Genomic DNA, 22,410 nt, shown 5'->3' on the forward strand with positions numbered 1-22,410 from the left:
CGTCTACCGAATGCTGGGAGGCCAGGAGGGGGACTTCCCGGCAAAACCGGAACCCCCGGCACCCGTCATGGGCGCCGGGGGTTCCGGTCGTTCCCGCTCTGTTCCCGAACGGTCAGGCGCTCTTGCGGCGCTGGGCGCGAAGTATCGCCAGGCGCTCGTTGAGCACCTCCTCGAGGTCCTCGATCGTACGGCGCTCCAGCAGCATGTCCCAGTGGGTCCGCGGGGGCTTGGCCTTCTTGGCCTCGGGCAGCTCGCCGTCGACCCGCAGCGCGGTCACGCCGCACATGCGGCACTCCCAGGTCGCCGGGATCTCCGCTTCAGCCGCAAGAGGGACGTCGAATCGATGGCCCTTCGGGCAAATGTAGGACACCTCCTGGCGCGGGGCCAGATCGGTGTTGCGGTCGTTCTCGTAGCTGGTCGCCCCGAGTCGGGTACCGCGCAGCGCACGCTCGCCCATGTCTCAATGCCTCCTGAGGGCCCCGTCGTGAGGGGTTCGTCTCCCACGGCGTACAACGCTTGATACCGTGTGTGGATTCCCACCCACGACGTGATCCAATCGCGTGTTTTCAACGTGGTCGTCTGGAGACCCTTTTCTGGAGGTTTCGCCGAGGTTCCCCGGAGGTTCCTCAGAGGTTGTCCGAAGGTTCCCCGGAAGGTTCCTCAGATGCGTTCGGGCACCGGATTGCCCGCCGCGCGGATGGCCTTGGGAAGGTTGATCGCGGCCAGGCCGGCGAGGCCGACCACGAAGAAGATGACCAGGGTGAGGATGCCCAGCCGGTAGCTGTCGGTCAGCTGCAGGGCCAGGCCGAGGGTGAACGAGCCGAGGAACGTCGAGCCCTTGTCGCTGATCTCGTACAGGCTGTAGTACTCCGCCTCCTTGCCCCGGGGGATCACGTGGGAGAACAGCGAGCGCGACAGCGCCTGGGTGCCGCCCATCACGATCGCGATGGCGAAGCCGAGCGCGAAGAACGCCGCCGCCGAGCCCTTGGGCAGGAAGTACGCGATGGTCACCACGATGGTCCAGGCCACCAGCGCGGCCATCACGACCCGCTTGGCCCCGAAGGAGCCCGCCAGCCTGCCCAGCAGCAGCGCGCCGCCGAAGGCCACGAACTGCACCATCAGGATCGCCGCGATGCGCACCGTCTGGTCCAGGCCGAGTTCCTTGTCGGCGTAGGTGGCCGAGAAGGAGATGACCGTCTGCACGCCGTCGTTGTAGATCAGGTAGACGACCAGGAAGGCCAGCGTCAGCGGGTAGGCGCGCAGGCCCTTGATCGTACGGCCCAGCTGCCGGAAGCTGCCGATCACGGCCCGCCCCGCGCTCTCCGTCCCCGGGGCGAGGGCCCGCCGGTTGCGCAGCCGCAGCATCGGGATCACCGTGAACCCGCCCCACCACAGGCCGGAGGAGGCCAGCGCGATGCGGACCGCGTCGCCCTCGGTGACGCCGAAGGACTCGTGGTAGAGGAACAGCACCAGGTGGATCACGAGCAGCAGGCCGCCGCCGAGGTAGCCGAAGCCCCAGCCCCGCGCCGAGACCCCGTCGCGCTCGTCGGGCGTGGCGATCTCCGGCAGGAACGAGTTGTAGACCACGAACGCGGCGGCGAAGCTGACGCTGGCGATGATGAACAGCCAGCCGCCCAGCAGATAGCGGTCGCCGGACAGGAACCAGAAGCAGACCGTGGCCCCCGCGCCCAGGTAGGCGAAGACCCCCATGATCTCCTTCTTGCGGCCGGTGTGGTCGGCCAGCGCCCCCACCATGGGCATCAGGATGATCTGCAGGATGGCGGCGACGCCCACCACGAACGAGTAGTAGGCGCTGGGCCGCACGTCGAACCAGAGAACCGGGATGTACTCCGCCCCGGCGGCCTTCGCGGCGGTCTCGGCGATCGTGGTCAGGTACGGGCCGAGGAACACGGTCAGGACGGTGGTGGGGAAGGCCGAGTTGGCCCAGTCGTACCAGTACCAGCCGCGTTGCTCGCGGCGGCGGGCCTGGGGGGTCTCTTCGACGGCCGGTGGGGCGGTCATGGGCGGTCCTCGGTTCGTTCGGGGGTGGGGGGAGGCCCGGTACGGCGGTGCGCCGCGCCGGAAAGGTCGCTGGATCGGATGTCGTCGAGGCCCGGATGCCACAGGAGCGCCCACGGGGCCCGCGCCGGGCGGCCGCGGGCGGTCAGGCGGCGAGCTCCCGCGGGTACCACTGGCCCCGCGACCGGAGCACCTCGCGCAGGCCGGAGATGTTGTCGGTCATCACCCCGTCCACGCCCATGTCGAGCAGGCGCTCCATCGCCCGGGTGTCGTTGACGGTCCACACGTGGATCTGCATGCCGAGGGCGTGCGCCGTACGGATCAGGGCCGGGGTGGTGACCCGAAGCCCCCGCACGCCCACCGGCACCTGCGCGCACGGCACCCCCGCGCGGGCCAGCCGGGTGAGCAGGCGGCCGTAGGCCGAGGTCACCGCGGCGGCGCGCAGCGTGGCCACGCCCCGCGGGCCGAGGGCCGAGCACACGTCCCGCCCGATCGCGGCGCGGGCGCGGGCGAGCCGCTCGTCGGAGAAGGAGGTCAGGCAGACGCGGTCGTAGGCGTTGGTCCGCCTGATCACCTCGGCCAGCGGGGCGATGGCCTCCGACTCCTTGACGTCGATGTTGAAGCGCGCCTGCGGCCAGGAGCCCAGCAGGTCCTCCATGAGCGGGATCTCGTCGACGCCGCCGATCCGGGCCTCGCGCACCGCCCGGTACGGCAGGGCGGCGATCCGCCCGGTCCGGTCGGTCACCCGGTCCAGGGTGTGGTCGTGGAAGGCCAGCAGCACGCCGTCGGCGGTGGCGTGGGCGTCGGTCTCCAGATAGGTGTAGCCGAGCTCCACCGCGCGGGCGAAGGCCGCGTGGGTGTTCTCCCGGCCCTCCGACGCTCCGCCCCGGTGGGCGAAGGCGAGAGGTCCGGGATGGTCGAGGAAGGGGTAACGGCGCTGCACGGCAGGAGTATGCCCGGTATGGGAGCGGCTCGTCATCGCACGTGGGTGAACGTTTGGGTCACGGGCCTCCAAAACGTCGCTTCCACCCGGTGCCGCCGTCGATCCGGGACCGCGGAGCGAAGGACATGTGACACCGAGGTGACAGCGGGCTGAAAGCACCGGACGCCACCCTGGACTCCGCCGGCTGAGGAATATCCGGACGTGCGATTGGAACGGAGCGAAATGAATACCCACGTGCAGGAGTTCAGTGTGCAGGACCGATACTGCGGTCCGAAGGGAATGGTCAACGGCGGGTGGATCTCGGGCCTGCTGGCCAGTTATCTGCCGTCCGCGGGCGCGGTCGAGGTGACGCTGCGGGCGCCGACCCCGGTGGACGCCGGCCTGCGGATCGAGCGCGCCGGCTCCCGGGTGGAGCTCTTCCACGGGACCGAGCTGCTCGTGGAGGCCGTCCCGGCGGAGGAGGACCCGCTGCCGCCGCCTTTCGTCCCCCTCGACCAGGCCAGGAGGGCCGAGCGGCACTTCGTCGGCGCCGGATCCCACCCGTTCCCGGACTGCTTCGTCTGCGGAGAGCGCGAGCCCGGCAACGGGATGCGCATCCACCCCGGGACGGTCGGCGCGCCGGGCACCGTCGCCGCCTCGTGGTTCGCCCACCCGGTCCTGGCCGAGTGGGCGGCGTCCATGCCGCTGACCCATGTGTGGGGGGCGCTGGACTGTCCTTCGGGCTGGGCGCACCTTGAACCGGGCGGGGTGGCGCTGCTGGGCAGGATCACGGCCCGGGTGCACCGGCAGGTCGTTCCGGGCAGGACCTATGTGGTCGTCGCCCGCAGGCAGGGGCGGGAGCGGCGCAAGCTCTTCGCGAGCTCGGCGGTGTACGAGGTGGACGGAAGGCTGGTCGCGGCCGCGGGGGCCACGTGGATCGAGATGTGACCGGGGCGCGGTGACCTACATGGCGGCCTTCTGGCGGGACGTCGCCAGGGCGGCCGCGGTGCGCTCGTCGGGGCTGGTGCCGCCCCAGACCCCGTGCATCTGACGGGTGCTGATGGCGTAGTCCAGGCACTGCGCCCGCACCGGGCAGCGGCGGCAGACGGCCTTGGCGTGCTCATGCTGCATCTGCCCGGGGCCCTGGGGCGAGATGGGGAAGAACAACTCCGGATCCTCGCTGAGGCAGGCGGCCTGACGGGACCAGTGGGTGATGAAGGAGATGTCAGTGTGAGAAGACATAGTGAATCCAATGAGAGTCTGGGAGAAACCCGACTACCGTCGGCCCAACTGCTCATTCGGATGCCCTTGCCTGTCGGGTTCATACGATTTCGGGAGAGAAAAATACGTAAAATTAGGACCGGGAAATCATGATCGTCGCAGCAGCGAGATAACCGCCCGTTCCACTCCGCCCCGCGTGGCGAGCTGCCCGAAACCTGCCTCGGCGCCCAGTTCGGTGAGCGCCCGGGCGATCGTCCGTCCCCTGTGGTAGGCCTCGATGACGCGGGGGTCCACGTAGGAGGCCCGGGCCACCGCGGGCGTGTTGCCCAGATAGCCGGCCACCTCCTTCATCACCCTGGCCACCGCCTTCTCCCTGCCGTGCTTGGAGCGCATCCGGGCGGAGACGGCTAGGCCGACCGCGGCCAGCACGGTCCCGTGCCAGGTCCGGAAGTCCTTGGCCGACACTTCGCACTCGAACGTCTCGCGCAGGTAGGCGTTGATGTCGTCGCTGCGCACGTCGGTCCAGCCGGAGCCGTTCTCGTAGCGCAGCAGCTCCCCCTCCTCCCCGGCCCGGTGCAGGGAGGTGATCACCTTGCACACGTCCGTGTCGATGATCTCCACCTCGCGGTGCTTGCCGCCCTTGGCCGGATAGGAGCAGGTGACCCGGCCGCCGGCGCAGGCGACGTGCTCCATCCTGAGCGTGGCGAGCCCGAACGACTCGTAGGACTCGCCGCCCACCCGGAAGAAACCGACGTCGAGCATCCTGGCCGCCGCGGCGAGCACCCGATCGCGCGTCAGCTCCGGCTGCTCCAGGTGCTCGGCGACGCGCTCGCGGAACTTCGGCAGCCGCTCGGCCATCTCCAGCACCCGGTCGAACTTGACCCGGTCCTGCTCCTGGCGCCAGACGTCGTGATAGCGGTACTGCCGGCGCCCGGCCGAGTCGGTGCCGACCGCCTGGATGTGCCCGTCGCGCGTCCGGCAGATCCACACGTCGGTCCAGGCGGGCGGGAGGGCCAGCGCCTTGATCCGGTCGAGGGTACGGCGGTCGCGGACCTGCCGGCCGTCGGCGTAGTGGTAGCTGAAACCCCGTCCCCGGCGGCGGCGCAGGATGCCGGGCTCGGCGGGATCACTTTGGCGCAGTTCGGTCATGGGCCCCCTCTACCCAGACTCCCTCAACCGAGACGGGCGGACGGGTCCCCGTAAATGAAGAACTGGAAAAGGGGAATGTGCGTGTCCGGAACGCGTGGCGGAGTGGAGCGGACCACCGGCCCCCGGTGTTCGATCGTCTCGCGCCTGCTCGTTCCGCGGGGCGTCGCTCCATGGCGCACCGTTCCGCGGGGCGCCGTTCCGCACCGCACTGTCGCACTGTTTCGCAGGCACATCGCCGAGATCGGGGAGATTTCGTGGACAAGCTGACCGAAGAGGCCAAGGAGCTGTTCCGGCAGCCGTGGCACGCCTGGGTGGCCACCGTACGGCCCGACGGCTCCTTGCACAGCACCGTCGTCTGGGTGGACGTCGAGGGCGACGACGTCGTGTTCAACACCGCCGTCGGCCGGGCCAAGGAGCGCCACCTGCGCGCCAACCCCCAGGTGTCGGTGAGCGTGCTGGACCCCAAGGACCCCTTCCACCTGGTGAGCGTCTCCGGCACCGCCGAGCTGGAACCGGAGGGGGCCGACGAGGTCATCGACCGCCTGGCGAACAAGTATCTGGGCGTGGAGACCTACCCCTACCGCCAGGAGGGGGAGCAGCGCATCACGGTCCGGGTGACCCCCCAGCGGGTGATCTACAACCCCGGCGGCTGATCCGCCGCCCCGCCGCCGGGAGTCCCCCCTTCCGGCGGCGCCCGCCGGGTCCGGACGCCCCTGCTCGCGGGCGCCGTACCCGGCGGAGACGTGTCGCGCCCGGCGGAGATCGGGAGCCGGGATGACGGCTAGCATGTCGCCCTGAACCGTGACAAACGGAAGGGCTGGGTGTTGAAGGATCTCGGAGACGGGTTCCGCGCCTTCTGGCGTGAGCGTCATCTGTGCACGCTGACCACCATGCGGACCGACGGCTCCCCGCACGTCGTCCCGGTGGGGGTGACGCTGGACGTGGACACCGCCACGGCCCGCGTGATCTCCTCGGGAGGCTCCCGCAAGGTCCGCAACGTCCTGGCCGCCGCGGACGCCGGGCGGGATGCCCGGGTCGCCGTCTGCCAGGTGGACGGGCGGCGCTGGTCCACCCTGGAGGGGTACGCGGTCGTCCGCCGCGACCCGGGGTCGGTCGCCGACGCCGAGCGCCGATACGCCGAGCGCTACCGGACGCCCCGCGAGAACCCCGCCCGCGTCGTCATCGAGATCCAGGTCACCCGGGTGATGGGCAATGTCTGACGCCCTCACCGTCGTCGGCATCGGCGCCGACGGCTGGGCCGGGCTGTCGCAGGCCGCCCGCCGCGAACTGCACGCCGCCGAGGTCCTCATGGGCAGCGCCCGCCAGCTCGCCCTGGTCCCCGAGCCCACCGCCGAGCGGGTGGTGTGGCCCTCGCCGCTGCTGCCCGCGCTGCCCGCGCTGCTGGCCGCCCACCGGGGCCGCCGCGTGTGCGTGCTGGCCAGCGGCGACCCCATGTTCCACGGCATCGGCACGACGCTGGTCCGCCTGCTGGGCCCCGGAGGGGTCCGGGTGCTGCCGCATCCGTCGTCGGTCTCGCTGGCCTGCGCCCGCCTGGGCTGGGCCGTCGACCGGGTCGAGGTGGTCAGCCTCGTGACGGGTCCCGTCGAGGCGCTGCGCGCGGTGGCCGGACCGGGCCGCCGCGCGCTGGTCCTGGCCGCCGACGGCCGATCCGCCGGCCAGGTCGCGCAGCTGCTGACCGCCGACGGGTACGGCGCCAGCCCGATGACCGTCCTGGAGCGGCTCGGCGGCCCCGAGGAGCGCGTGGTCTCCGGTACGGCGGAGCGCTGGGCGCTGCCGGTGACCCAGGATCTGAACATCGTCGCCGTGGAGTTCCGGGCCGGTCCCGCAACGGTCCCGCTGCCCTGCGTCCCCGGCCTGCCCGACACGGCGTTCGAGCACGACGGCCAGCTCACCAAGGCCGAGGTGCGCGCGGTGACGCTGTCCAGGCTCGCCCCCGTCCCCGGCGAGCTGCTGTGGGACGTCGGCGCCGGGGCGGGCAGCATCGCGATCGAGTGGATGCGCGGCCACCGGGCCAACCGCGCGGTCGCGGTGGAACGCGACCCCGAGCGCGCGGCCAGGGCCGCGCGGAACGCGGCCGGGCTCGGCGTCCCCGGCCTGAACGTGGTGAACGGACCCGCCCCCGACGCGCTCGCCGGGCTGGAACGGCCCGACGCCGTCTTCATCGGCGGCGGGGTGACCGTGCCCGGAGTGGTGGAGGCCTGCTGGCGGGCGCTGCGGCCCGGGGGCCGCCTGGTGGCCAACGCGGTGACCGTCGAGTCCGAGGCCGTGCTGGCCTCCTGGCACGGCGAGCTGGGTGGCGACCTGGTACGGCTGGCGGTCAGCAGGGCCGCCCCGGTGGGCGGCTTCACCGGGTGGAAGCCGCTGATGCCCGTGACGATCTGGACGGCGATCCGGCCGCAGGAGGAACGATGACGGTCCGCTTCATCGGGGCGGGGCCCGGCGCCGCCGACCTGATCACCGTGCGGGGCCAGCGGGCGATCGCGGCCTCGCCGGTGTGCCTGTACGCCGGGTCGCTGGTGCCGGAGGAGCTCCTGCGGGACTGTCCGCCCGGCGCCCGGCTGGTGGACACCGCGAACATGACGCTGGAGGAGATCGTGGCGGAGATGCTCGCCGCCCACGAGGCCGGTCACGACGTGGCCCGGCTGCACTCCGGCGACCCGTCGGTGTTCAGCGCGATGGCCGAGCAGATGCGCCGGCTCGACGCCGCGGCGGTGCCGTACGAGGTGATCCCCGGGGTCCCGGCCTTCGCGGCGGCGGCGGCCTCGCTGAAGCGCGAGCTGACCGTCCCCGGGGTGGGCCAGACGATCACGCTGACCCGGACCTCGGCCCGGGCCACTCCCATGCCCGAGGGGGAGGACCTGGGCACGCTCGGCCGGAGCCGGGCGACGATGGTGCTGCACCTGGCCGTGCAGCGCGTCGAGGCGGTGGTGGAGGAACTGGTCCCCAACTACGGGGCCGACTGCCCGGTGGCGGTGGTGGCCAGGGCCAGCCGCGAGGACGAGGTCGTCCTGCGCGGCACCCTCGCCGACATCGCCGGGCAGGTCCGGGCCGCCGGGATCCTGCGGACCGCCGTCATCGTCGTCGGCCGCGTTCTGACCGCCTCGGAATTCCCGGACAGCCATCTGTACTCGGACGCCCGGTGCCGTCCGGTGCTGAGCCGGTCATCGGGTGATGAATAAGACTAATCATAATTTTTTTGCATTTTTCTAAGAAATCGATGCAGAGCCGTGACCTCTCCCGTAACAATGACCTCCGGCACGCGGACCCACCGAAGACGTCGTCGAGCCGGACATGATCCGGCGCGGAGGTCGGGATCATGGCTAGTGCACATTCCTCGGGCCGGGGCTTACGAGGCGCGCGCAGAGCACGCCGCCGCAGGGCGCGATTAGGCGCCCGCGCCGCCCTCGTCTGCGCTCTGCTCGCCGCGGTCCCCGTCGTCGTGGTCGCGACCCGCGGCGGCGAGGCCCCGCCGGTGTCCGAGCGGACCGTCCTCGCCGCGGTGGAGGAGGAGCGGGAGACCTCCCTGTGGCCGGAGAGGGGCGAGATCGAGAACGCGGCGTCCTACTCCGGGGCCCCGGTCGAGCTGGGTACGCGGTTCACCGCCCGGCGCGACGGCTGGGTCGCGGGGGTGCGGTTCTACAAGATCGGCGCCGTCGGCGGCGACTACACCGGAAGCCTCTGGGACTCCCGGGGCCGCAGGCTCGCCCGGGTCACCTTCGGCCCGACCGGGGCCGTCGGCTGGCAGGAGGCCCGCTTCGCCACGCCCGTGGCGGTGAAGGCGAACCGGGTGTACACGGTCTCCTACCGCAGCCGCAGCGGAGCCTTCGTCGGCACCAGGTGGAGCAGGCCCGTCGTCTCGGGGCCGCTGAGCACGACCGCGCGCCGGTCGGGCGTCTACACCTACGGCGGCGGCTTCCCCGACCGGTGGAACCGCAGGAACTACAACTACTGGGTGGACGTCATCTTCCGCTGGCGCAGCCCCGGCACGCCTCCCCCCACCGCCACGGCGACGCCCGCGCCGTCCGCGCCGTCCGTGACGCCCACCGCGGCGTCGCCCACGGTGATCTCGCCGACGGTGGCGTCTCCCACGGTGGTCTCGCCCACGGTGGTCTCGCCCACGCCCGTGGAGCCGACGTCCAGCGCGACGGTGACCGTCGAGCCCGTACCGAGCGTCACGCTCAGCGCCGACCCTTCCGCGACGCCGACCGGGACGGCCACGCCGACCCTCACCCCGACCTCCACCCCGACGGTCACCGGGACGGCGACGGCGACCCCCACTCCGACCGCGACGGCGAGCGCCGAGCCTCCGCCGCGCGGCGCCTGCCCGGACCATCCGACCCCGGCGTGCACGGGGGTGCCGCCCGGCACGAGGCTGAAGCAACTGCCGCTGAGCTTCCACGGTGACACCTACCGGGTCACCCAGGACGACACCGTCCTGGACGGCGTGCACATCCCCGGCGACCTGCTGATCACCGCCGACGACGTCGTCATCAAGAACAGCCGGATCGACGGCGGCGTGCAGGACGAGTACGCCCGTAAGACCTACTCCTTCACCATCACCGACTCCACCGTCGGCCCGGAGAAGGGCTGCCTGACCGCGCCCGGCATCCAGACCGCCAACTTCACCGCCAAACGCGTGCACGTCCGCGGCCACGGCGACGGCTTCAGCGTCTCCGGCGACAACGTGCGCATCGAGGACTCGTACGTGCTGCTGTGCTCCAACCCCGGCGACCACGGCGACGGCATCCAGACCATCGGCGCGGGCAGGGGGCTGGTGGTCCACCACAACACCTTCGACCAGCGGCAGGCCAAGGACGTCACCTCGCCGATCTTCCTGGTCGACACCGGCACGGTCGACGTCGAGGTGACCGAGAACCTGGTGATGGGCGGCACCTACAGCATGCGCCTGCTGCACGCCAACGGAAAACAGATCATGAAGGGCAACAGCGTGGTCGACAAGTCCTGGGAGTACGGCCCGCTGGTGGTCGACTGCGCCCGGGTCGACTTCTCAGGCAACGAACTCGTCAGGATCGACCAGAACTACCGCATCACCTCGATCGTGTCCCCGCTGAACTGCACCTGACGGGAACCGGCACCGCTGACGGCGGCGGTCACCCCGTTCCGGGAGCGGGAGGCGCCCTGAAGATCGCACATGGCACCATCCCCGACATGACCGGTTGGGTGGGTGAGGAGGACCGATGCCCTTCGACGCGGTGCTGTGCGACTTCTACGACGTGATCGGTTTCACCGACCTGGCCGAGCACGAACAGCGCGAAAGCGCCTGCGGCCTGGCTCCGGGCACCACGGAGAAGATCGCCTTCGCCCCCGGCCTGGCGCGGCCCGCGGCGCTCGGGCAGATCACGGTCGAGCAGTGGACGCAGGCCATCGCGGACGGCCTGTCGTCACTGACCGGCCCGGTGGAGGCCGGGGCCCTGGCACGCGGGTTCGTCGGGGCGGGCTGCCGGATCGACCAGGAGGCCGCCGGCCTGCTGATGCAGGTACGCAGACACGTTCCCGTCGTGCTGGTGTCCAACTCGACCGCTCAGATGGACGCCGTGCTGGAGGCGGCCGGTCTGAGCCGCGCCTTCGACGCGGTGATCATCAGTGCCCGCGTGGGGGCGGCCAAGCCCGACCGGCCCATCTACGAGGCGGCCGCGCGGGAGGCGGGAGCCGTCGCCGACCGCTGCCTGTTCGTCGACGACCGGGCCGCGAACGTGGAGGCGGCGGTCGCACTGGGCATGACCGGTGTGGTGTACGGCGGGCCCGCCGATCTGGCGGCAGTCCTGGCCCCGCTGCTGGAGTAGACCGCCGTCACGGACGGCACAGTGCGTGCCCGAGGCCGGACGCGTCACCGGGTTCGCGGTCCGGTTTTTCGCTCCTGTAGGCGTTTGCCGGATGCGGTGCCGAGGGCGCGGTTATCGTGGCGGCATCCGTTGACACCGCCTTGGGGGAGCACCATGTCCGAGCAGCTGTGGCCTGCGCGTGTGCGTGCCGAATTCGCGCAGTGGGTGCTGGATCTGCGTGCCGAGCATCCGGGGGTCGGCGCGTCGCTGGACCAGCACATCGCCGCGGTGCGGCACTCGCTGGCCGAAGTGGGGCAGCAGCTGAACGTCGCGGGGCTGCTGGGGTATCTGATCGGTTTCTGGGACGGCGCGCACGACAAGGGCTGGCGGGCGCCGCAGCCGGGTCAGCCGCTGGACTTCGCGACGCTGCGGCTCAGTGCGCTGTGCCTGATGCTGGAGGCGGAGCCCGCCGCCTGATCCGGTCCGTTCCGGGAGGGACGTCCTCGTAAACCGAGGGTGGGGCGTCTCCGTTGACGTCCCACCCTCGGTCGCTCGGTCATGCCTCACCTGAGGCTCCCGCCCGGCCGGGCGGGAGCCTCAGCCTCAGCTCTGCGGCGGAGTCTGGCCCGGGTAGGACTGCGGGCCGGGCATGGGGCCGACCGCACCCTCGACCGGCGCCTGCGGAGCCGGAGCCGGAGCCGGAGCCGGGGCCGGAGCCGGAGCCGACGTGGCGCTGCCGGCGCTGGCCGGACGGGCGGCCTCGGGCACCTCGACGGTGGCCATCGCGTCGGTGCGGCCGCGGTCGTAGGCGGCGGCCTGCTGACGGATGACGCCGGTCTCGGCCTCGGCCCGGTTCAGCCAGTTCTCCCAGCGCTGACGCATGGGGCCGATCAGCCCGCCGCCGACGCCGACGATGAGGATGCCGGCCACGGTGGCCAGGAAGGCGATCAGCACCGGCGTGGTGACGGTGGTGGCCACCTCGATCTGGTTGAGCGCGGCGATGACGCCCAGGCCGATGATGAACACCGAGGCGATGGTGGCCAGGGTGCGGCCATAGGACAGGCCGCCCAGCGCGCCGGAGATGATGTCCTTGACGGCGCGGGCGATCGCGGTGGCGATGACGATGATGATGATGGCCACCGCGGCCTTGGGCAGCCAGGCCACCACGCCCGCCAGCAGGTCGCTGACCGGGTTGGGGCCGAAGACGGAGAAGCCGATCTGCAGGGTGATCAGCAGCACCGCGTAGTAGATGAGCTTGGCGATCAGGTCGGAGGCGTCATAGCGGCTGCGCTGCAGCGCGCGGCCGATGCCACCGCGTTCGACCCACCGGTCGAAGCCGATGCGTTCCAGGATGGCGTCGACGCCCTTGTGCAGGAGCTTGGCGATCAGCCAGCCCACCAGCAGGATCACCAGGAAGGCGAGGAACTTGGGGACGAAGGTGGCGATCGACGCCCAGGCGTCGGCGATGCCTCGTCCGAAATCGACGGGAGCGGCCATATGGGGGCCTCCTGATACTTCGGGGGGATGCCCGCCGGAAGGCGGGCCGTTCGGCGACCTCGGCTACCCGGTGATCGCCGTCCTATACCAGAACCGCGTTCGATCTGTTACGCAGAGCATCTGGCGCCCGGGTTGTGAACCCGGGGGCGGTACGGCGGCGCGTGCCGCGCGACGAGGACTGCCTGGGCGGCCGGAGCGGTGCGGGGGTTCTGTCACAGCGGTCTGCGACGCTGACCCACGACGGAAACGATCGCTGTGACGGGGAGTGGGACGTGGGCTTCGTGGGCGAGGTCTGGCGGCTGCTGCGCGGAGAGGAGACGGTCGGGGAGATCACCATCGTGGACACCGACTTCCCCTGGCTGATCGGGGAGTTCACCCCCGGCCCGGCGTTCGCCGCGACCAGGCACCTGTTCGATCGTGATCTCGAGTCGATGGACCGGGAGGATTGGGACGGCTGGGAGGAGGCGTACCGGGAGATCCGCCGGACGCTGACGCTGGTGTCCCCTTCGGGACCGGTGGCGGAGTTCCTCCTGCACATCGAGGAGGGCGAGGCGTGGTTCCGCTGGAGCGCCGAGCCGTTCGAGGAGACGTAGACGTCCGGGGGCGTGGCCGTTCGAGGAGGCGCAGGCGTTCGAGCGGCGCGGGCGTCTGAGGAGGCGTGGCCGTCCGAGGGACGTGGGGAGCGGGCTGTCAGTCGTCCTCTTTCTCGCTCAGCGGGCGGACCTCGGCGACGGGCGTGCCGGACACGCAGGTCACGTGGACGGCGGCGCTGCGGTCCTCCGACTCGAAGACCACCGAGACGGTGGCGGCGGGGCCGCGCTCGACATCCTCGACGCCGTACCCCTGGGCGGGGGTCCACGACAGCAGGAGCGCCCGGCCCGCGTCGCAGGCGGCGGCAACCGATCCCTCGGCGTAGGCGAAGTTGCCGGTGGCCGCGTACGGTCCCGACGGGCTGGGGAAGGCGACGGCCGGGGGCGGGGAAGGGCTGGTCAGGGCCTGCTCGACCTCCCGCAGGGTCATGGAGCGTACGGCCTCGCCGGTGATGTCGGTGCCGATCAGGGACACCGCCCAGATCCCGGTGAGGGTGGTGAGGGCGGCGGTCGCGAGCCAGCCGCCCGCGGCGAGCAGGGCGCGCCGGCCGTCCGCGGAGAAGAGACCGCGTCGGCCGGACGCGGAGAACAGGCCGCCTCGGCCGGGCGCGGAAGGCGGGTCCCGCCGGTCCTCCGGCGCCCCGTCCCGCGTGATCATCCGCATCGGCGGGCTCCCTTCGGTCCTGCGCAGTCCGTGGGAGGCTCTTTTCCACTCCGCCGCGTCATTATCCGGCCCGGGAGAGGGTAGTGCGCCGACGTGGCCCACCTGCTCCTTGTCGAGGACGACCCCCAGGTGAGATCCGCGCTGACCCGCGCCCTCGCCGACCACGGTCATGCCGTGACCTCGGCCGCGGCCGGCATGCCGGGGCTCACCCGGGCTCTGGAGGACCGGCCCGACCTGGTCGTGCTCGACCTGGGTCTGCCCGACGTCGACGGATGCGAGGTCCTGCGCATGCTGCGGGCCGTCGCCGACGTCCCGGTCATCGTGGCGACCGCGCGCGACGCCGAGCCGGAGATCGTCCGGGCGCTCGACGCCGGCGCCGACGACTACGTCGTCAAACCGTTCAGCGCCGCGCACCTGGACGCGCGGATCCGGGCGGTGCTGCGCCGGGGCCGCGACGCCGGAGCCGAGGCGGCGCCGGTACGGGTCGGCGGGCTGCTCATCGACCCGGCGGGCAGGGAGGCGTTCCTCGACGGGACCCGCCTCGAACTGACGCCCAAGGAGTTCGACCTGCTGCACTATCTCGCCGCCCGTCCCGGTCAGGTCGTCTCCAAGCGGGAGCTGCTGGCCGAGGTGTGGCGCATGGCCTACGGCGGCGGGGACAAGACCGTCGACGTCCACCTGTCGTGGGTACGCCGCAAGCTCGGGGAGAGCGCCCACCGGCCCCGCTATCTGCAGACCGTCCACGGCGTCGGCGTGAAGCTCGTCGACCCCGAGGCCTGAGCGGCCGCGGGATGAGACGACGCCTGGCCCTGCTCGCGGTGGCGACCGCCTCGCTGGTGCTGGTCGCCTTCCTCGTGCCGCTGGCCGTGCTGGTGCGGACGCTGGCCGCCGAGCGGGCCACGGCCACCGCCACCACATGGGCGCAGTCGGTGGCCACCGCGGCGGCCCTCGGCGACCGGGACACCCTCGACGCCACCGTACGGCAGGCCAACGGCGCCGGCGGCGGCATCCCCGTGACGGTCTTCCTGCCCGGCAACCGGTTCCTCGGCGCCCCGGCGGCCCGCGGGCCCGGTGTCGAGCTCGCCGCCCGCGGGCGCAGCATCACCGTCGACACCCCGGCGGGCCGGGAGATCCTGGTGGCCGTGCAGGGCGGGGCGCGCGGCACCATGGTCGTGCGCGCCTTCGTCAGCGAGGAGCGGCTGCGGCAGGGCGTCGGGCGGGCCTGGCTGGTGCTCGGCCTGGTCGGGCTGGCGCTGCTCGGTGTGGGCATCGCCGTCGCCGACCGGCTCGCCCGCTCGCTGATCCGGCCGGTCGGCGAGGTCGCGGGCGTCTCCCGGCGGCTGGCCCGCGGCGACCTGGACGCGCGCGTGGAACCGGCGGGCCCGGCCGAGATCCGCGAGGTCGGCAGCGCGCTCAACCACCTGGCCGCCCGCATCCGCGAGCTGCTCACCCGCGAGCGGGAGGCGGTCGCCGACCTGTCCCACCGGTTGCGCACGCCCGTCACGGCGCTGCGGCTGGAGGTCGACACCATGCGCGACAAGGACGAGGCGGCCCGGGTGGGGCAGGCCGTCGACAGCGTCCAGCGCATGGTCGACCAGGTCATCCGCGAGGCGCGCAGGTTCGACCGGGACGGGGCGCCGAGCTGCGACGCCGCCCAGGTGGTCGCCGAACGCGTGGCCTTCTGGTCCGCGCTGGCCGACGACCAGGACCGGCCGCTGCGGGCTGGGATCGCCGACGGGCCGATCACCGTGGGGGTGAGCGGCCCGGAGCTGGCGGCCTGCGTCGACCTGCTGCTGGAGAACGTCTTCGCCCACACCCCCGACGGCACGCCGTTCTCCGTCGAGCTGACGGCAGGGGCCGGGGACGGGGCCCGGCTGGTGATCGCCGACCGGGGGCCCGGCTTCGCCCATCCGGCGCCGGTCGACCGCGGGGCGAGCGGGGGATCCTCCACCGGCCTCGGGCTCGACATCGCGCGCCGTACCGCCGAGGACTCGGGCGGGCGGCTGCTGGCCCGCTCGCTCCCCTCCGGGGGCGCAGAGGTGACCCTCGAACTCGGCTCCGGCCCGGCTTAACGATTCTTTAGGAATCTTGCAGGACCTCGCTAGCAGCGCGGCAGGCAACCTCGGAGAGCCACCGCGAATCCTCAGGAGTCGCGACATCACCGACAATGGAGCAGCCCTGATGCGTAAGCCAGTGATCGTTTTTACCGGACTCGCCCTCGCCGCGATCGTGGCCGGAGGCGGGGTCGCCCTCGCCGAGATCGACTCCGACTCCGAGTCCCCCTCGCCCGCGGCCACGGCCACCCCGGCCCCGGAGACCGACGACGACGCGGGCGCCTCTGGGGAGGCCGAGGACGACGCGGACCTCAAGAACAAGCCCGCCGTACTGGCCGAGCAGGCCCAGCGGACCGCGCTCGAGCGGGTGAGCGGCGGCTGGGTCGTCTCCGCCGAGCTGGGCGCCGAGAACGGCACCGCCTCCTGGGAGGTCGAGGTCGCCGACGGCGCCGGGGCCGCGAAGGAGATCGTGGTCGACGCCACCACGGGCAAGATCGTCTCCGAGGCGGCGGCCGACGCCGACGACGCCCAGGAGAACGGGACTCAGGAGAACGACGCCCAGGAGAACGGGCAGGACGACGACTGACGGCGACTGATGACGACTGATGACGACCGGCGGAGACGGGCGGCGAGCGGACAGGGCGGCCCGTCCGTCTCCGCGCCGGCCGGTGGAGGTCCCGGCGCCCCGCGCGGACCGCGGGCGCCGGACGGGTATTAGTGCGTGGTCACGGCGGCACGCCGGACGTGTACTGGCACAGGCGCCGCCCGGAAGGGGACCCCGGGGGCGCCTCATGTCCATGCGATGAGGAACCTTCCGTGAAATCCGCCCTGGTGTACCTCGCCAAGTTCGCTCTGCCGGCCGCCGTCGCCGGCGCCATCGTGGCCGGGCTGACCCCGGTCTCGGCCACGCCCGCCACACCGCCCGCCGTACCGTCGCCCACCCAGGTCCGGCCCGATCCCACCGCCACGGCCCTGATCGAGTCGGCTGTCGAGTCGGCGTCCACCCCACCGGCCAGGCCGGAGCCCACCGCGACGGCTCTGGTCGAGCCCGCCCCCCTCGTACCGTCGCCCACGCAGGCCCGCCCCGATCCCACCGCCACGGTCGCGGTCCGGCCCACGCAGCTCGACGCGGACGACCCCGGGCGGTGACGGCCGGCGCTTCCACACCCCGGCGCAGCCTCAGCCGTCGAGCAGATGGACCAGGTGCGCCGCGTGCGGGCGCCAGTCCAGTCCCGCCGCCTCGGCCCAGGCGTCGTCGTGGCAGGTCCGCAGGTGGCGCTCGCCCGCGTCGCCGATCACGGTGATCACATCGCCGCGCTCACCCCGGGCCCGCATGCGGGTGACGAGCTCCAGCGCGCCCCACAGGTTCGTTCCGGTGGCGGGGCCGACCGCCAGCCCGGTCACCTCGCGCACCCGGCGGGCGGCCGCCACGCTCGCGGCGTCGGGAACGGGGATGACGAGGTCGACGACGGAGGCGGTGAAGGCCGGTTCCATGCGCGGCCGGCCGATCCCCTCGATCCGTGACGGCATCCCGGTGGCGTAGTCGGCGGCGTCGGTGACCCAGCCGGGGAAGTAGGCGGAGTTCTCCGTGTCGGTCACGGCCAGCTTCCCCGGGAGCCGCCGTTCGCGCAGGTGGCGGCCTATCGCGGCGGAGGTGGCGCCCGTGCCCGCGCCGACCGCGATCCACGCCGGGCACCGGTCCGCCTGGCCGAGGAGCTCCTCGACCAGGCTGTCCCCGTGCCAGTCGACGTCGGCGGCCGCGGCGTAGTAGTCCATGTAGTGGGCGCCCGTCTCCCCGGCCAGCTTCGCGGCCTCGCCGTACACGGCCAGCGGGGGATGGATGTGCACGCAGGAGCCGCCCAGCCGCTCGACCTCCGCCCCGGAGGACCTGCGCGGCATGACGGCGGTGTACGGCAGGCCGAGCAGCCCGGCGCAGTAGGCCTGGGCGGCGGCCATCATGCCTCCGGCGGCGTCCACCACCGGGGTTCCCCGCGTGATGCGGCCGTCCGTGACGGCGGTCCTGAACAGGGCGCGGGCCAGGCGGTGCTTCAGGCCGCCCGCCGGATGAACGGACTCGTCCTTCAGCCAGAGCCGTACTCCCCAGCCGTCGGGCAACGGGAACGGCCGCAGCGGGGTGGGGCCGGTCCGCGCCCTGTCCTCCTCCAGCCGCGCGACCGCCTCCGCCGCCCACGCATCGATCATGAACGGGAATCCATCCCGCCCGCCGCGCGGCCCGCGCGGTGCCGCCGTACCGCGTCACGGTTGGCGCACCGCTGGGAGCAGTAGCGCTGCCGCCCGGTACGGGAGGTGTCGGCGAAGATCGTGGTGCACTCGGTCACGGCGCACCGCCGCAGCCGGTGCATGCCCCGTCCCACCAGGTGCAGCGCGGTGCCCACCGCGATGAGCGCGAACAGCACGGAGCCGAGCGGCTGCCGGTCGTCGCGGTAGTGCAGGTGCCAGCCGCTGCCCGCGTGGTCGGTCAGGCGCGGGTAGGCGGCCGACTCCGTCAGCATGCGGTTGACCAGTTCGGCGCGCTCATGATCGCCGGTCGCGTCGACGACCTTCTCCCACGCCTCCAGTACGGCGTGCGTGCGCTCCAGGTCCTGCGGCGTGACCGGGCGATCGAGCACGAGCCCGGCGGCCTGACAGCGGTCCGCGAGCTCCCCGGCGGTCGCCGGGCGCCGGTTGGCCAGGTCCGCGGCCAGGTTCACGGCATCCTCGCCGTAAGGGTTGAGATGCATAAGACCATTACACCAGTCTGATCCGCATGACGCATCACACCGGTGTACGGCAGGCCTCGCAGGACGACGTCGCCGAACTCGTCCGCCTGCGGGCGCTGCTGTTCGAGGACCTCGGCGGAGACTTCTTCAACCCCCCGTCGGCGGGCGGCGGCTGGCGGGATGCCCTCGCCGCGGTTCTGAAGGAGAAACTGGCGGAGGACGACGCGCGGATCCTGGTCGTGGACGGTGGCGACGGCCTGGCCGCCTGCGGCATCGGCACCGTTGAGCAGTGGTTTCCCGGCCCGCACTCGCGCAACGGCCGGGTCGGGCACGTGATCGGCGTGGTAACCGATCCGGCGTACCGGCGGCGCGGCCACAGCCGCGCGATCATGCGGGGCCTGCTCGACTGGTTCCGGGAACGCGAGGCCGTCCGGGTGGACCTGTACGCCTCCCGCGAGGGCGAGCCGCTCTACCGGGAACTCGGCTTCTCCGACCACCCCGACCCCGCGCTGTACCGGCGCCTGTGACGGGCGCCCGGATGAGCGGCGGCGAGCCGGCGCACCGCGCGGGGCGGTACCGGTGGGTCGTCCTCGCTGCCGCCACCTTCACCCAGGCCGCCTCCGGGTTCTTCGTGCAGGGCATCGGGGCGATGGGCGTCCACCTGCAACGTGATCTGAACCTGAGCACGGCCCAGCTTGGCCTGTTGCTCTCGGCCGCCCAGCTGGTCCCTCTGGCCGGGCTGCTGGTGGCCGGGGAACTGCTGGACCGCTACGGCGAGCGCTGGGTCGTCGGAGCGGGCGCCTGCGTCGTCGCCGTGAGCCTGGGCGTGGGGAGCGCGGCGCAGGGGTACGCGTCCCTGCTCCTGGTCCTGCTGATCGCAGGGGCGGGATACAGCACCGTCCAGCCCGGCGGCAGCAAGTCGGTGGCGTCGTGGTTCGACGCGTCCCAGCGGGGGCTGGCGATGGGGATCCGCCAGGCGGGCCTGCCGCTGGGCGGCCTGCTCGCCGCGGCCGTGCTCCCCGTCCTGGCCGCCACCTTCGGCTGGCGCGTGACGCTCATGGCCGGCGCGCTCGTCGCGCTGCTGGGAGCCCTCGCCTTCATGGGCCTCTATCGGCACCCGCCCGCCCGACGCCTCCGGCCGCCCGTCCGAACCCTCCGCCGGGACGGCGCCCCCCATGGCTCGGCGCCGCACGCCCCGCTCGCGTCGCGCTTCGGCGCCCGGTTGCGGCCGCTGCGTGACCCGTCCACGGTGAAGATCGTCCTGTCCGGGACGAGCCTGGTCTCGGTGCACGGCGGCATAGGCGTCCTGACGGTGCTGTACCTCCACGAGGTGACGGCTGTCGAGGCGGGCACGGCGGCCCTCGTCCTGGTCGCGGCCCAGGGGGCGGGAGCCGCCGGCCGCATCTGCCTGGCGGCCCGGAGCGACCGCAGCCGGTCGGGGCGCTACGCCTCCGTCCTGACCTGCATGGTCGCCGTGACCGCGGGGATGCTGGCGCTGATCACTCCCATGGGGCGTTCGCCGGTGGCGGCCTGCCTGGTGTTCGTCTGGCTCGGGTTCTTCGGGATCGGCTGGTACGGCCCCTGGGTCGCCTACGTGGCCGAGTCGGCGCCGCCGGGCCGGACGGGGTTCGTCCTCGGCTCGGCCATGGCCGTCAACCAGATCGCCGTCATCGCGGCGCCGCCCGCACTCGGCCTGCTCAAGGACCTGACCGGCAGCTTCACACCGGCCTGGGCCCTGCTCTCCGCGATGACCGTCATCGCCCTGGCGGTCACGGCCCGCGGAGAACGCCGGCGTCGGTCAGCGCCCGGTCGCCGATGAGTCCGGCGGGAGGACGGGGGCCGGCACGGGGCCGGCCGAGGGCTCGCCGACGAAGGTCCGGAAGAGCCGTTCGTGATCGATCCCGACCGTGATGAACGTCCGGCTGCCGGGGGCGGGGAGGGCGCCCCACGCGCCGCTCTCGTCCCGGACCATCTCGACCTGCGCCCAGGAGGCGGCGGCGCCGTCGATGGCGAGGCAGGCCGCGGTGGGGTCGTGCAGCAGTTTCCCGCCCGGCTTCTTGCGCAGATAGCGCTCCATGCCCTCGAACAGCAGGGACAGACCGGCGGAGCGGTCGCGCAGGGGCCGTAGCCGTTCGTGGAACCGCCGGTCGTAGACGACGCCATGGGTGACGTTCTTGGACACCAGCTCCCGCCGCCCGATGCGCTCACCCGAGGAGAGCGCGAGCCGGGCCGCCCGCGGGTCGCCGTTGAAGTTGAACGTCGGGCACGTGAGGCGGCCGTCGAACTTGGGCAGCCGGTGCTCGGGCGCCACGACGTTGTCCCCGGCGAACCCGCCCTGGGCCACCCAGCGGCTCAGCCGTGCCTGCGGGTACTCGTCGAGCAGTCGCCCGAGGTTGCGCAGCGGCCCGCCGGTCAGGAGGACGGCGCCCGGATGCTCGCGCAGGCTCCGGGCGATCAGCTCGGCGGGCGCGGCGTCGGCGTCCTCCGGAGGGGGAGTGCCGAGCCAGCGGTGGTGGAAGGCCGACACGTGCTCCTTGCCGGTTCCGGGATCGGCGGCGCCGACCGGGACGTCGTCGCGGCCCAGCCGCCGGAGCACGTGTCTCACCAGCCCACCTGGGCCGGGGAACCGGGGGTGACCGTGACGGCGCGCAGCCGTACCGCCGGGTGCGTCGCGACCAGGCAGAGGGTCAGCACGTCGTCGGGGTCCTGGGTCTCCAGGTCGAAAAGCAGATCCGGTGTCACGCGGCGCCCCCTCGTCTCCGGCCGTACGGTGCCCCCCTTTCCTGGGGGCACCCACGGTTCCAGAGACTCCCGCGCGTGGCGTCACCACGCAGGACGGGCGATCGCCGGTCTCCTCTCACCATGCGGGGTCGTGCCGGTCAGCCTCCTGACGGAGCCGCCGTCACCCGCGTGAGGGACACCGTACGGCGCCGCCCGGTCCGGCGTCGGACGGAGGGCTCAGTGGTGCCTGGGCACCGTCACGGGCGCGCTGAACGGGAGCACGAAGAGGGGTCCGGTCACCACGGCGCGCTCGCTGCCCGGGCCGAAGGGCAGGTCGGCGATCTGCCGGCAGGTGCCGCGGTCCTCGATCCCGTAGACGGCGTTCTGGCCGTCGCGTCCGGAGTTGAAGCGGCCGATGAGCGAGATGCGGTCCCGCACCCGTCCCTTCTCGTCGACGAAGAAGCCGTGGATCGGCGCCGTGGCGGAGAAGCCGTCGGCGGTCATGACCTCCTGCACCAGATCGGAGATCAGGAAGCGCAGCGTCCTGCCCTCGGCGTCGGTCACGGTCCCTTCGAGCACGCCGACGAACGGGGTGAAGATGCCCGGCGAGCCGGTGGCGAAGCCCTCGGTGTACGGCAGCGGCCGCTTGGCGAACTGCGAGATCCGCCAGGTGCGCTCGAAGGTGCCGGTCTTGATGGTGTACGTGCCGTTCTTGCACTCGAAGGGGCGCAGCGTGCGCCCGGTGAGGTCGATGGTCTGCCGCTCGATCGGGTTGCCGCTGGCCGGGTCGCCGAACCTCTCCTCGTCGATGCGCACGTCGATGTCGCGCGGTGACAGTTTCAGCACGAAGCCGGGGCCGATCGCCGTGACCCGGAACCGGCTCTCCTTGATCTTCAACCCGGGGGCGCCGGGCTGCTTGGGGGCGTCGGGCCGCGCGTGAGCGGCGGTCACGGGCAGGAGGCCGACTGTCAGTGCGGCGAGAACGGTGACGGCGCTTCGGATGACGGGGATACCGGGACTCATGGGCCCTCCCTCGCAGTCGCGATGAT

The 22,410-nt window shown here is 72.7% G+C and carries 27 protein-coding genes; 15 read left to right on the forward strand and 12 right to left on the reverse strand.

Going from position 1 to position 22,410, the window contains the following annotated elements; all coding sequences use genetic code 11:
• Positions 1-112: 112 nt before the first annotated feature.
• The 3 genes from Psi01_RS19340 to Psi01_RS19350 all read right to left on the reverse strand — a co-directional run bounded on the left by Psi01_RS19340 (position 113) and on the right by Psi01_RS19350 (position 2,962).
• Positions 113-457, reverse strand: coding sequence for an RNA polymerase-binding protein RbpA (locus Psi01_RS19340; RefSeq protein WP_203875875.1), 345 nt, complete (start codon positions 455-457; stop codon positions 113-115).
• A gap of 203 nt (positions 458-660) precedes the next feature.
• Positions 661-2,022, reverse strand: coding sequence for an MFS transporter (locus Psi01_RS19345; protein ID WP_204065439.1), 1,362 nt, complete (start codon positions 2,020-2,022; stop codon positions 661-663).
• A gap of 142 nt (positions 2,023-2,164) precedes the next feature.
• Entirely contained in the window at positions 2,165-2,962 is a 798-nt protein-coding gene (locus Psi01_RS19350) for a glycerophosphodiester phosphodiesterase family protein (RefSeq protein ID WP_239127843.1), read from the reverse strand.
• 249 nt (positions 2,963-3,211) lie between these two features.
• Here Psi01_RS19350 and Psi01_RS19355 point away from each other — a divergent pair, with 249 nt between their 5' ends.
• A complete protein-coding gene (locus Psi01_RS19355; protein ID WP_239127844.1) occupies positions 3,212-3,889 on the forward strand; it encodes a hotdog fold domain-containing protein in 678 nt (225 codons plus the stop codon).
• A gap of 15 nt (positions 3,890-3,904) precedes the next feature.
• Here the strand turns inward: Psi01_RS19355 and Psi01_RS19360 are convergent, their stop codons facing one another.
• Both Psi01_RS19360 and Psi01_RS19365 read right to left on the reverse strand, forming a co-directional pair.
• Positions 3,905-4,183 (reverse strand): WhiB family transcriptional regulator, encoded by a 279-nt coding sequence (locus tag Psi01_RS19360; RefSeq protein WP_204065442.1) that lies wholly within the window; start codon positions 4,181-4,183, stop codon positions 3,905-3,907.
• A gap of 126 nt (positions 4,184-4,309) precedes the next feature.
• Complete coding sequence (locus tag Psi01_RS19365) at positions 4,310-5,311, reverse strand: DNA topoisomerase IB (RefSeq protein WP_204065443.1); 1,002 nt, start codon at positions 5,309-5,311, stop codon at positions 4,310-4,312.
• Positions 5,312-5,565: 254 nt separating this feature from the next.
• Between Psi01_RS19365 and Psi01_RS19370 the strand changes: the two genes are divergently transcribed.
• From Psi01_RS19370 to Psi01_RS19400, 7 genes are all read left to right on the forward strand, one after another.
• Positions 5,566-5,964 carry a PPOX class F420-dependent oxidoreductase gene (locus Psi01_RS19370; RefSeq protein WP_204065444.1) on the forward strand — a complete coding sequence of 133 codons (399 nt, stop codon included), beginning with the start codon at positions 5,566-5,568 and terminating at the stop codon, positions 5,962-5,964.
• A gap of 168 nt (positions 5,965-6,132) precedes the next feature.
• Positions 6,133-6,531 (forward strand): pyridoxamine 5'-phosphate oxidase family protein, encoded by a 399-nt coding sequence (locus Psi01_RS19375; RefSeq protein ID WP_204065445.1) that lies wholly within the window; start codon positions 6,133-6,135, stop codon positions 6,529-6,531.
• Positions 6,524-7,744 (forward strand): precorrin-6y C5,15-methyltransferase (decarboxylating) subunit CbiE, encoded by a 1,221-nt coding sequence (gene cbiE / locus Psi01_RS19380; protein ID WP_204065446.1) that lies wholly within the window; start codon positions 6,524-6,526, stop codon positions 7,742-7,744. Before Psi01_RS19375 ends, cbiE begins: the two co-directional genes overlap by 8 nt.
• Positions 7,741-8,511, forward strand: coding sequence for a precorrin-4 C(11)-methyltransferase (gene cobM, locus Psi01_RS19385; RefSeq protein ID WP_204065447.1), 771 nt, complete (start codon positions 7,741-7,743; stop codon positions 8,509-8,511). Before cbiE ends, cobM begins: the two co-directional genes overlap by 4 nt.
• A gap of 137 nt (positions 8,512-8,648) precedes the next feature.
• A complete protein-coding gene (locus tag Psi01_RS19390; protein ID WP_204065448.1) occupies positions 8,649-10,415 on the forward strand; it encodes a DUF4082 domain-containing protein in 1,767 nt (588 codons plus the stop codon).
• A 115-nt stretch (positions 10,416-10,530) separates the two neighbouring features.
• Positions 10,531-11,136: an HAD family hydrolase gene (locus Psi01_RS19395; RefSeq protein WP_204065449.1), complete on the forward strand. Its 606-nt coding sequence runs from the start codon at positions 10,531-10,533 to the stop codon at positions 11,134-11,136.
• Between the two features lie 153 nt (positions 11,137-11,289).
• The gene (locus Psi01_RS19400; protein ID WP_204065450.1) at positions 11,290-11,592 is read left to right on the forward strand and encodes a DUF6401 family natural product biosynthesis protein; all 303 of its coding nucleotides are present in this window, start codon (positions 11,290-11,292) and stop codon (positions 11,590-11,592) included.
• A 126-nt stretch (positions 11,593-11,718) separates the two neighbouring features.
• Here Psi01_RS19400 and Psi01_RS19405 read toward each other — a convergent pair whose 3' ends face one another.
• On the reverse strand, positions 11,719-12,612 hold the full coding sequence (locus tag Psi01_RS19405; protein WP_204065451.1) for a mechanosensitive ion channel family protein: 894 nt from the start codon (positions 12,610-12,612) through the stop codon (positions 11,719-11,721).
• A gap of 272 nt (positions 12,613-12,884) precedes the next feature.
• On the opposite strand from Psi01_RS19405, the gene Psi01_RS19410 reads away from it, so the two are divergent.
• Complete coding sequence (locus Psi01_RS19410; RefSeq protein WP_204065452.1) at positions 12,885-13,205, forward strand: hypothetical protein; 321 nt, start codon at positions 12,885-12,887, stop codon at positions 13,203-13,205.
• A gap of 97 nt (positions 13,206-13,302) precedes the next feature.
• On the opposite strand, the gene Psi01_RS19415 is transcribed toward Psi01_RS19410, so the two are convergent.
• On the reverse strand, positions 13,303-13,866 hold the full coding sequence (locus tag Psi01_RS19415; protein ID WP_239127845.1) for a hypothetical protein: 564 nt from the start codon (positions 13,864-13,866) through the stop codon (positions 13,303-13,305).
• Between the two features lie 93 nt (positions 13,867-13,959).
• Between Psi01_RS19415 and Psi01_RS19420 the strand changes: the two genes are divergently transcribed.
• The 4 genes from Psi01_RS19420 (at position 13,960) to Psi01_RS19435 (ending at position 17,069) form a co-directional block, all read left to right on the forward strand.
• Entirely contained in the window at positions 13,960-14,646 is a 687-nt protein-coding gene (locus Psi01_RS19420) for a response regulator transcription factor (protein ID WP_204065453.1), read from the forward strand.
• Between the two features lie 11 nt (positions 14,647-14,657).
• Entirely contained in the window at positions 14,658-15,938 is a 1,281-nt protein-coding gene (locus tag Psi01_RS19425; RefSeq protein ID WP_204065454.1) for a HAMP domain-containing sensor histidine kinase, read from the forward strand.
• A gap of 109 nt (positions 15,939-16,047) precedes the next feature.
• Positions 16,048-16,506, forward strand: a complete 459-nt coding sequence (locus Psi01_RS19430) for a PepSY domain-containing protein (RefSeq protein ID WP_204065455.1) — start codon at positions 16,048-16,050, stop codon at positions 16,504-16,506.
• Positions 16,507-16,736: 230 nt separating this feature from the next.
• Positions 16,737-17,069: a hypothetical protein gene (locus Psi01_RS19435; protein ID WP_204065456.1), complete on the forward strand. Its 333-nt coding sequence runs from the start codon at positions 16,737-16,739 to the stop codon at positions 17,067-17,069.
• A gap of 30 nt (positions 17,070-17,099) precedes the next feature.
• On the opposite strand, the gene Psi01_RS19440 is transcribed toward Psi01_RS19435, so the two are convergent.
• Together Psi01_RS19440 and Psi01_RS19445 are read right to left on the reverse strand one after the other, a co-directional pair.
• Positions 17,100-18,122 carry a pyridoxal-phosphate dependent enzyme gene (locus Psi01_RS19440; RefSeq protein WP_204065457.1) on the reverse strand — a complete coding sequence of 341 codons (1,023 nt, stop codon included), beginning with the start codon at positions 18,120-18,122 and terminating at the stop codon, positions 17,100-17,102.
• Positions 18,119-18,661 (reverse strand): CGNR zinc finger domain-containing protein, encoded by a 543-nt coding sequence (locus Psi01_RS19445; RefSeq protein ID WP_204065458.1) that lies wholly within the window; start codon positions 18,659-18,661, stop codon positions 18,119-18,121. The genes Psi01_RS19440 and Psi01_RS19445 overlap by 4 nt, the downstream gene beginning before the upstream one ends.
• A gap of 26 nt (positions 18,662-18,687) precedes the next feature.
• On the opposite strand from Psi01_RS19445, the gene Psi01_RS19450 reads away from it, so the two are divergent.
• Positions 18,688-19,167, forward strand: a complete 480-nt coding sequence (locus Psi01_RS19450) for a GNAT family N-acetyltransferase (RefSeq protein WP_204065459.1) — start codon at positions 18,688-18,690, stop codon at positions 19,165-19,167.
• Positions 19,168-19,178: 11 nt separating this feature from the next.
• Positions 19,179-20,459 (forward strand): MFS transporter, encoded by a 1,281-nt coding sequence (locus tag Psi01_RS19455; RefSeq protein WP_204065460.1) that lies wholly within the window; start codon positions 19,179-19,181, stop codon positions 20,457-20,459.
• On the opposite strand, the gene Psi01_RS19460 is transcribed toward Psi01_RS19455, so the two are convergent.
• From Psi01_RS19460 to Psi01_RS19470, 3 genes are all read right to left on the reverse strand, one after another.
• A complete protein-coding gene (locus Psi01_RS19460) occupies positions 20,439-21,245 on the reverse strand; it encodes a nucleoside hydrolase (RefSeq protein ID WP_204065461.1) in 807 nt (268 codons plus the stop codon). The two genes, Psi01_RS19455 and Psi01_RS19460, sit on opposite strands and share 21 nt — an antisense overlap.
• Positions 21,242-21,382 carry a hypothetical protein gene (locus Psi01_RS19465; RefSeq protein ID WP_204065462.1) on the reverse strand — a complete coding sequence of 47 codons (141 nt, stop codon included), beginning with the start codon at positions 21,380-21,382 and terminating at the stop codon, positions 21,242-21,244. The genes Psi01_RS19460 and Psi01_RS19465 overlap by 4 nt, the downstream gene beginning before the upstream one ends.
• A 216-nt stretch (positions 21,383-21,598) precedes the next feature.
• Positions 21,599-22,384 (reverse strand): hypothetical protein, encoded by a 786-nt coding sequence (locus Psi01_RS19470; RefSeq protein ID WP_204065463.1) that lies wholly within the window; start codon positions 22,382-22,384, stop codon positions 21,599-21,601.
• Positions 22,385-22,410 lie beyond the last annotated feature (26 nt).

Origin of the sequence: Paraplanobispora siamensis, assembly GCF_016863175.1 — a bacterium.
GTDB classification, from domain to species: Bacteria; Actinomycetota; Actinomycetes; order Streptosporangiales; family Streptosporangiaceae; genus Planobispora; species Planobispora siamensis.

Bases quoted from the DNA above. Each gene is read 5' to 3' on its own strand.
- Psi01_RS19340 (WP_203875875.1), bottom strand. From the start codon at position 457: ATGGGCGAGCGTGCGCTGCGCGGTACCCGACTCGGGGCGACCAGCTAC.
- Psi01_RS19345 (WP_204065439.1), bottom strand. From the start codon at position 2,022: ATGACCGCCCCACCGGCCGTCGAAGAGACCCCCCAGGCCCGCCGCCGC.
- Psi01_RS19360 (WP_204065442.1), bottom strand. From the start codon at position 4,183: ATGTCTTCTCACACTGACATCTCCTTCATCACCCACTGGTCCCGTCAG.
- Psi01_RS19365 (WP_204065443.1), bottom strand. From the start codon at position 5,311: ATGACCGAACTGCGCCAAAGTGATCCCGCCGAGCCCGGCATCCTGCGC.
- cbiE (WP_204065446.1), top strand. From the start codon at position 6,524: ATGTCTGACGCCCTCACCGTCGTCGGCATCGGCGCCGACGGCTGGGCC.
- cobM (WP_204065447.1), top strand. From the start codon at position 7,741: ATGACGGTCCGCTTCATCGGGGCGGGGCCCGGCGCCGCCGACCTGATC.
- Psi01_RS19390 (WP_204065448.1), top strand. From the start codon at position 8,649: ATGGCTAGTGCACATTCCTCGGGCCGGGGCTTACGAGGCGCGCGCAGA.
- Psi01_RS19395 (WP_204065449.1), top strand. From the start codon at position 10,531: ATGCCCTTCGACGCGGTGCTGTGCGACTTCTACGACGTGATCGGTTTC.
- Psi01_RS19400 (WP_204065450.1), top strand. From the start codon at position 11,290: ATGTCCGAGCAGCTGTGGCCTGCGCGTGTGCGTGCCGAATTCGCGCAG.
- Psi01_RS19405 (WP_204065451.1), bottom strand. From the start codon at position 12,612: ATGGCCGCTCCCGTCGATTTCGGACGAGGCATCGCCGACGCCTGGGCG.
- Psi01_RS19415 (WP_239127845.1), bottom strand. From the start codon at position 13,866: ATGCGGATGATCACGCGGGACGGGGCGCCGGAGGACCGGCGGGACCCG.
- Psi01_RS19425 (WP_204065454.1), top strand. From the start codon at position 14,658: ATGAGACGACGCCTGGCCCTGCTCGCGGTGGCGACCGCCTCGCTGGTG.
- Psi01_RS19430 (WP_204065455.1), top strand. From the start codon at position 16,048: ATGCGTAAGCCAGTGATCGTTTTTACCGGACTCGCCCTCGCCGCGATC.
- Psi01_RS19440 (WP_204065457.1), bottom strand. From the start codon at position 18,122: ATGATCGATGCGTGGGCGGCGGAGGCGGTCGCGCGGCTGGAGGAGGAC.
- Psi01_RS19445 (WP_204065458.1), bottom strand. From the start codon at position 18,661: ATGCATCTCAACCCTTACGGCGAGGATGCCGTGAACCTGGCCGCGGAC.
- Psi01_RS19450 (WP_204065459.1), top strand. From the start codon at position 18,688: ATGACGCATCACACCGGTGTACGGCAGGCCTCGCAGGACGACGTCGCC.
- Psi01_RS19455 (WP_204065460.1), top strand. From the start codon at position 19,179: ATGAGCGGCGGCGAGCCGGCGCACCGCGCGGGGCGGTACCGGTGGGTC.
- Psi01_RS19470 (WP_204065463.1), bottom strand. From the start codon at position 22,384: ATGAGTCCCGGTATCCCCGTCATCCGAAGCGCCGTCACCGTTCTCGCC.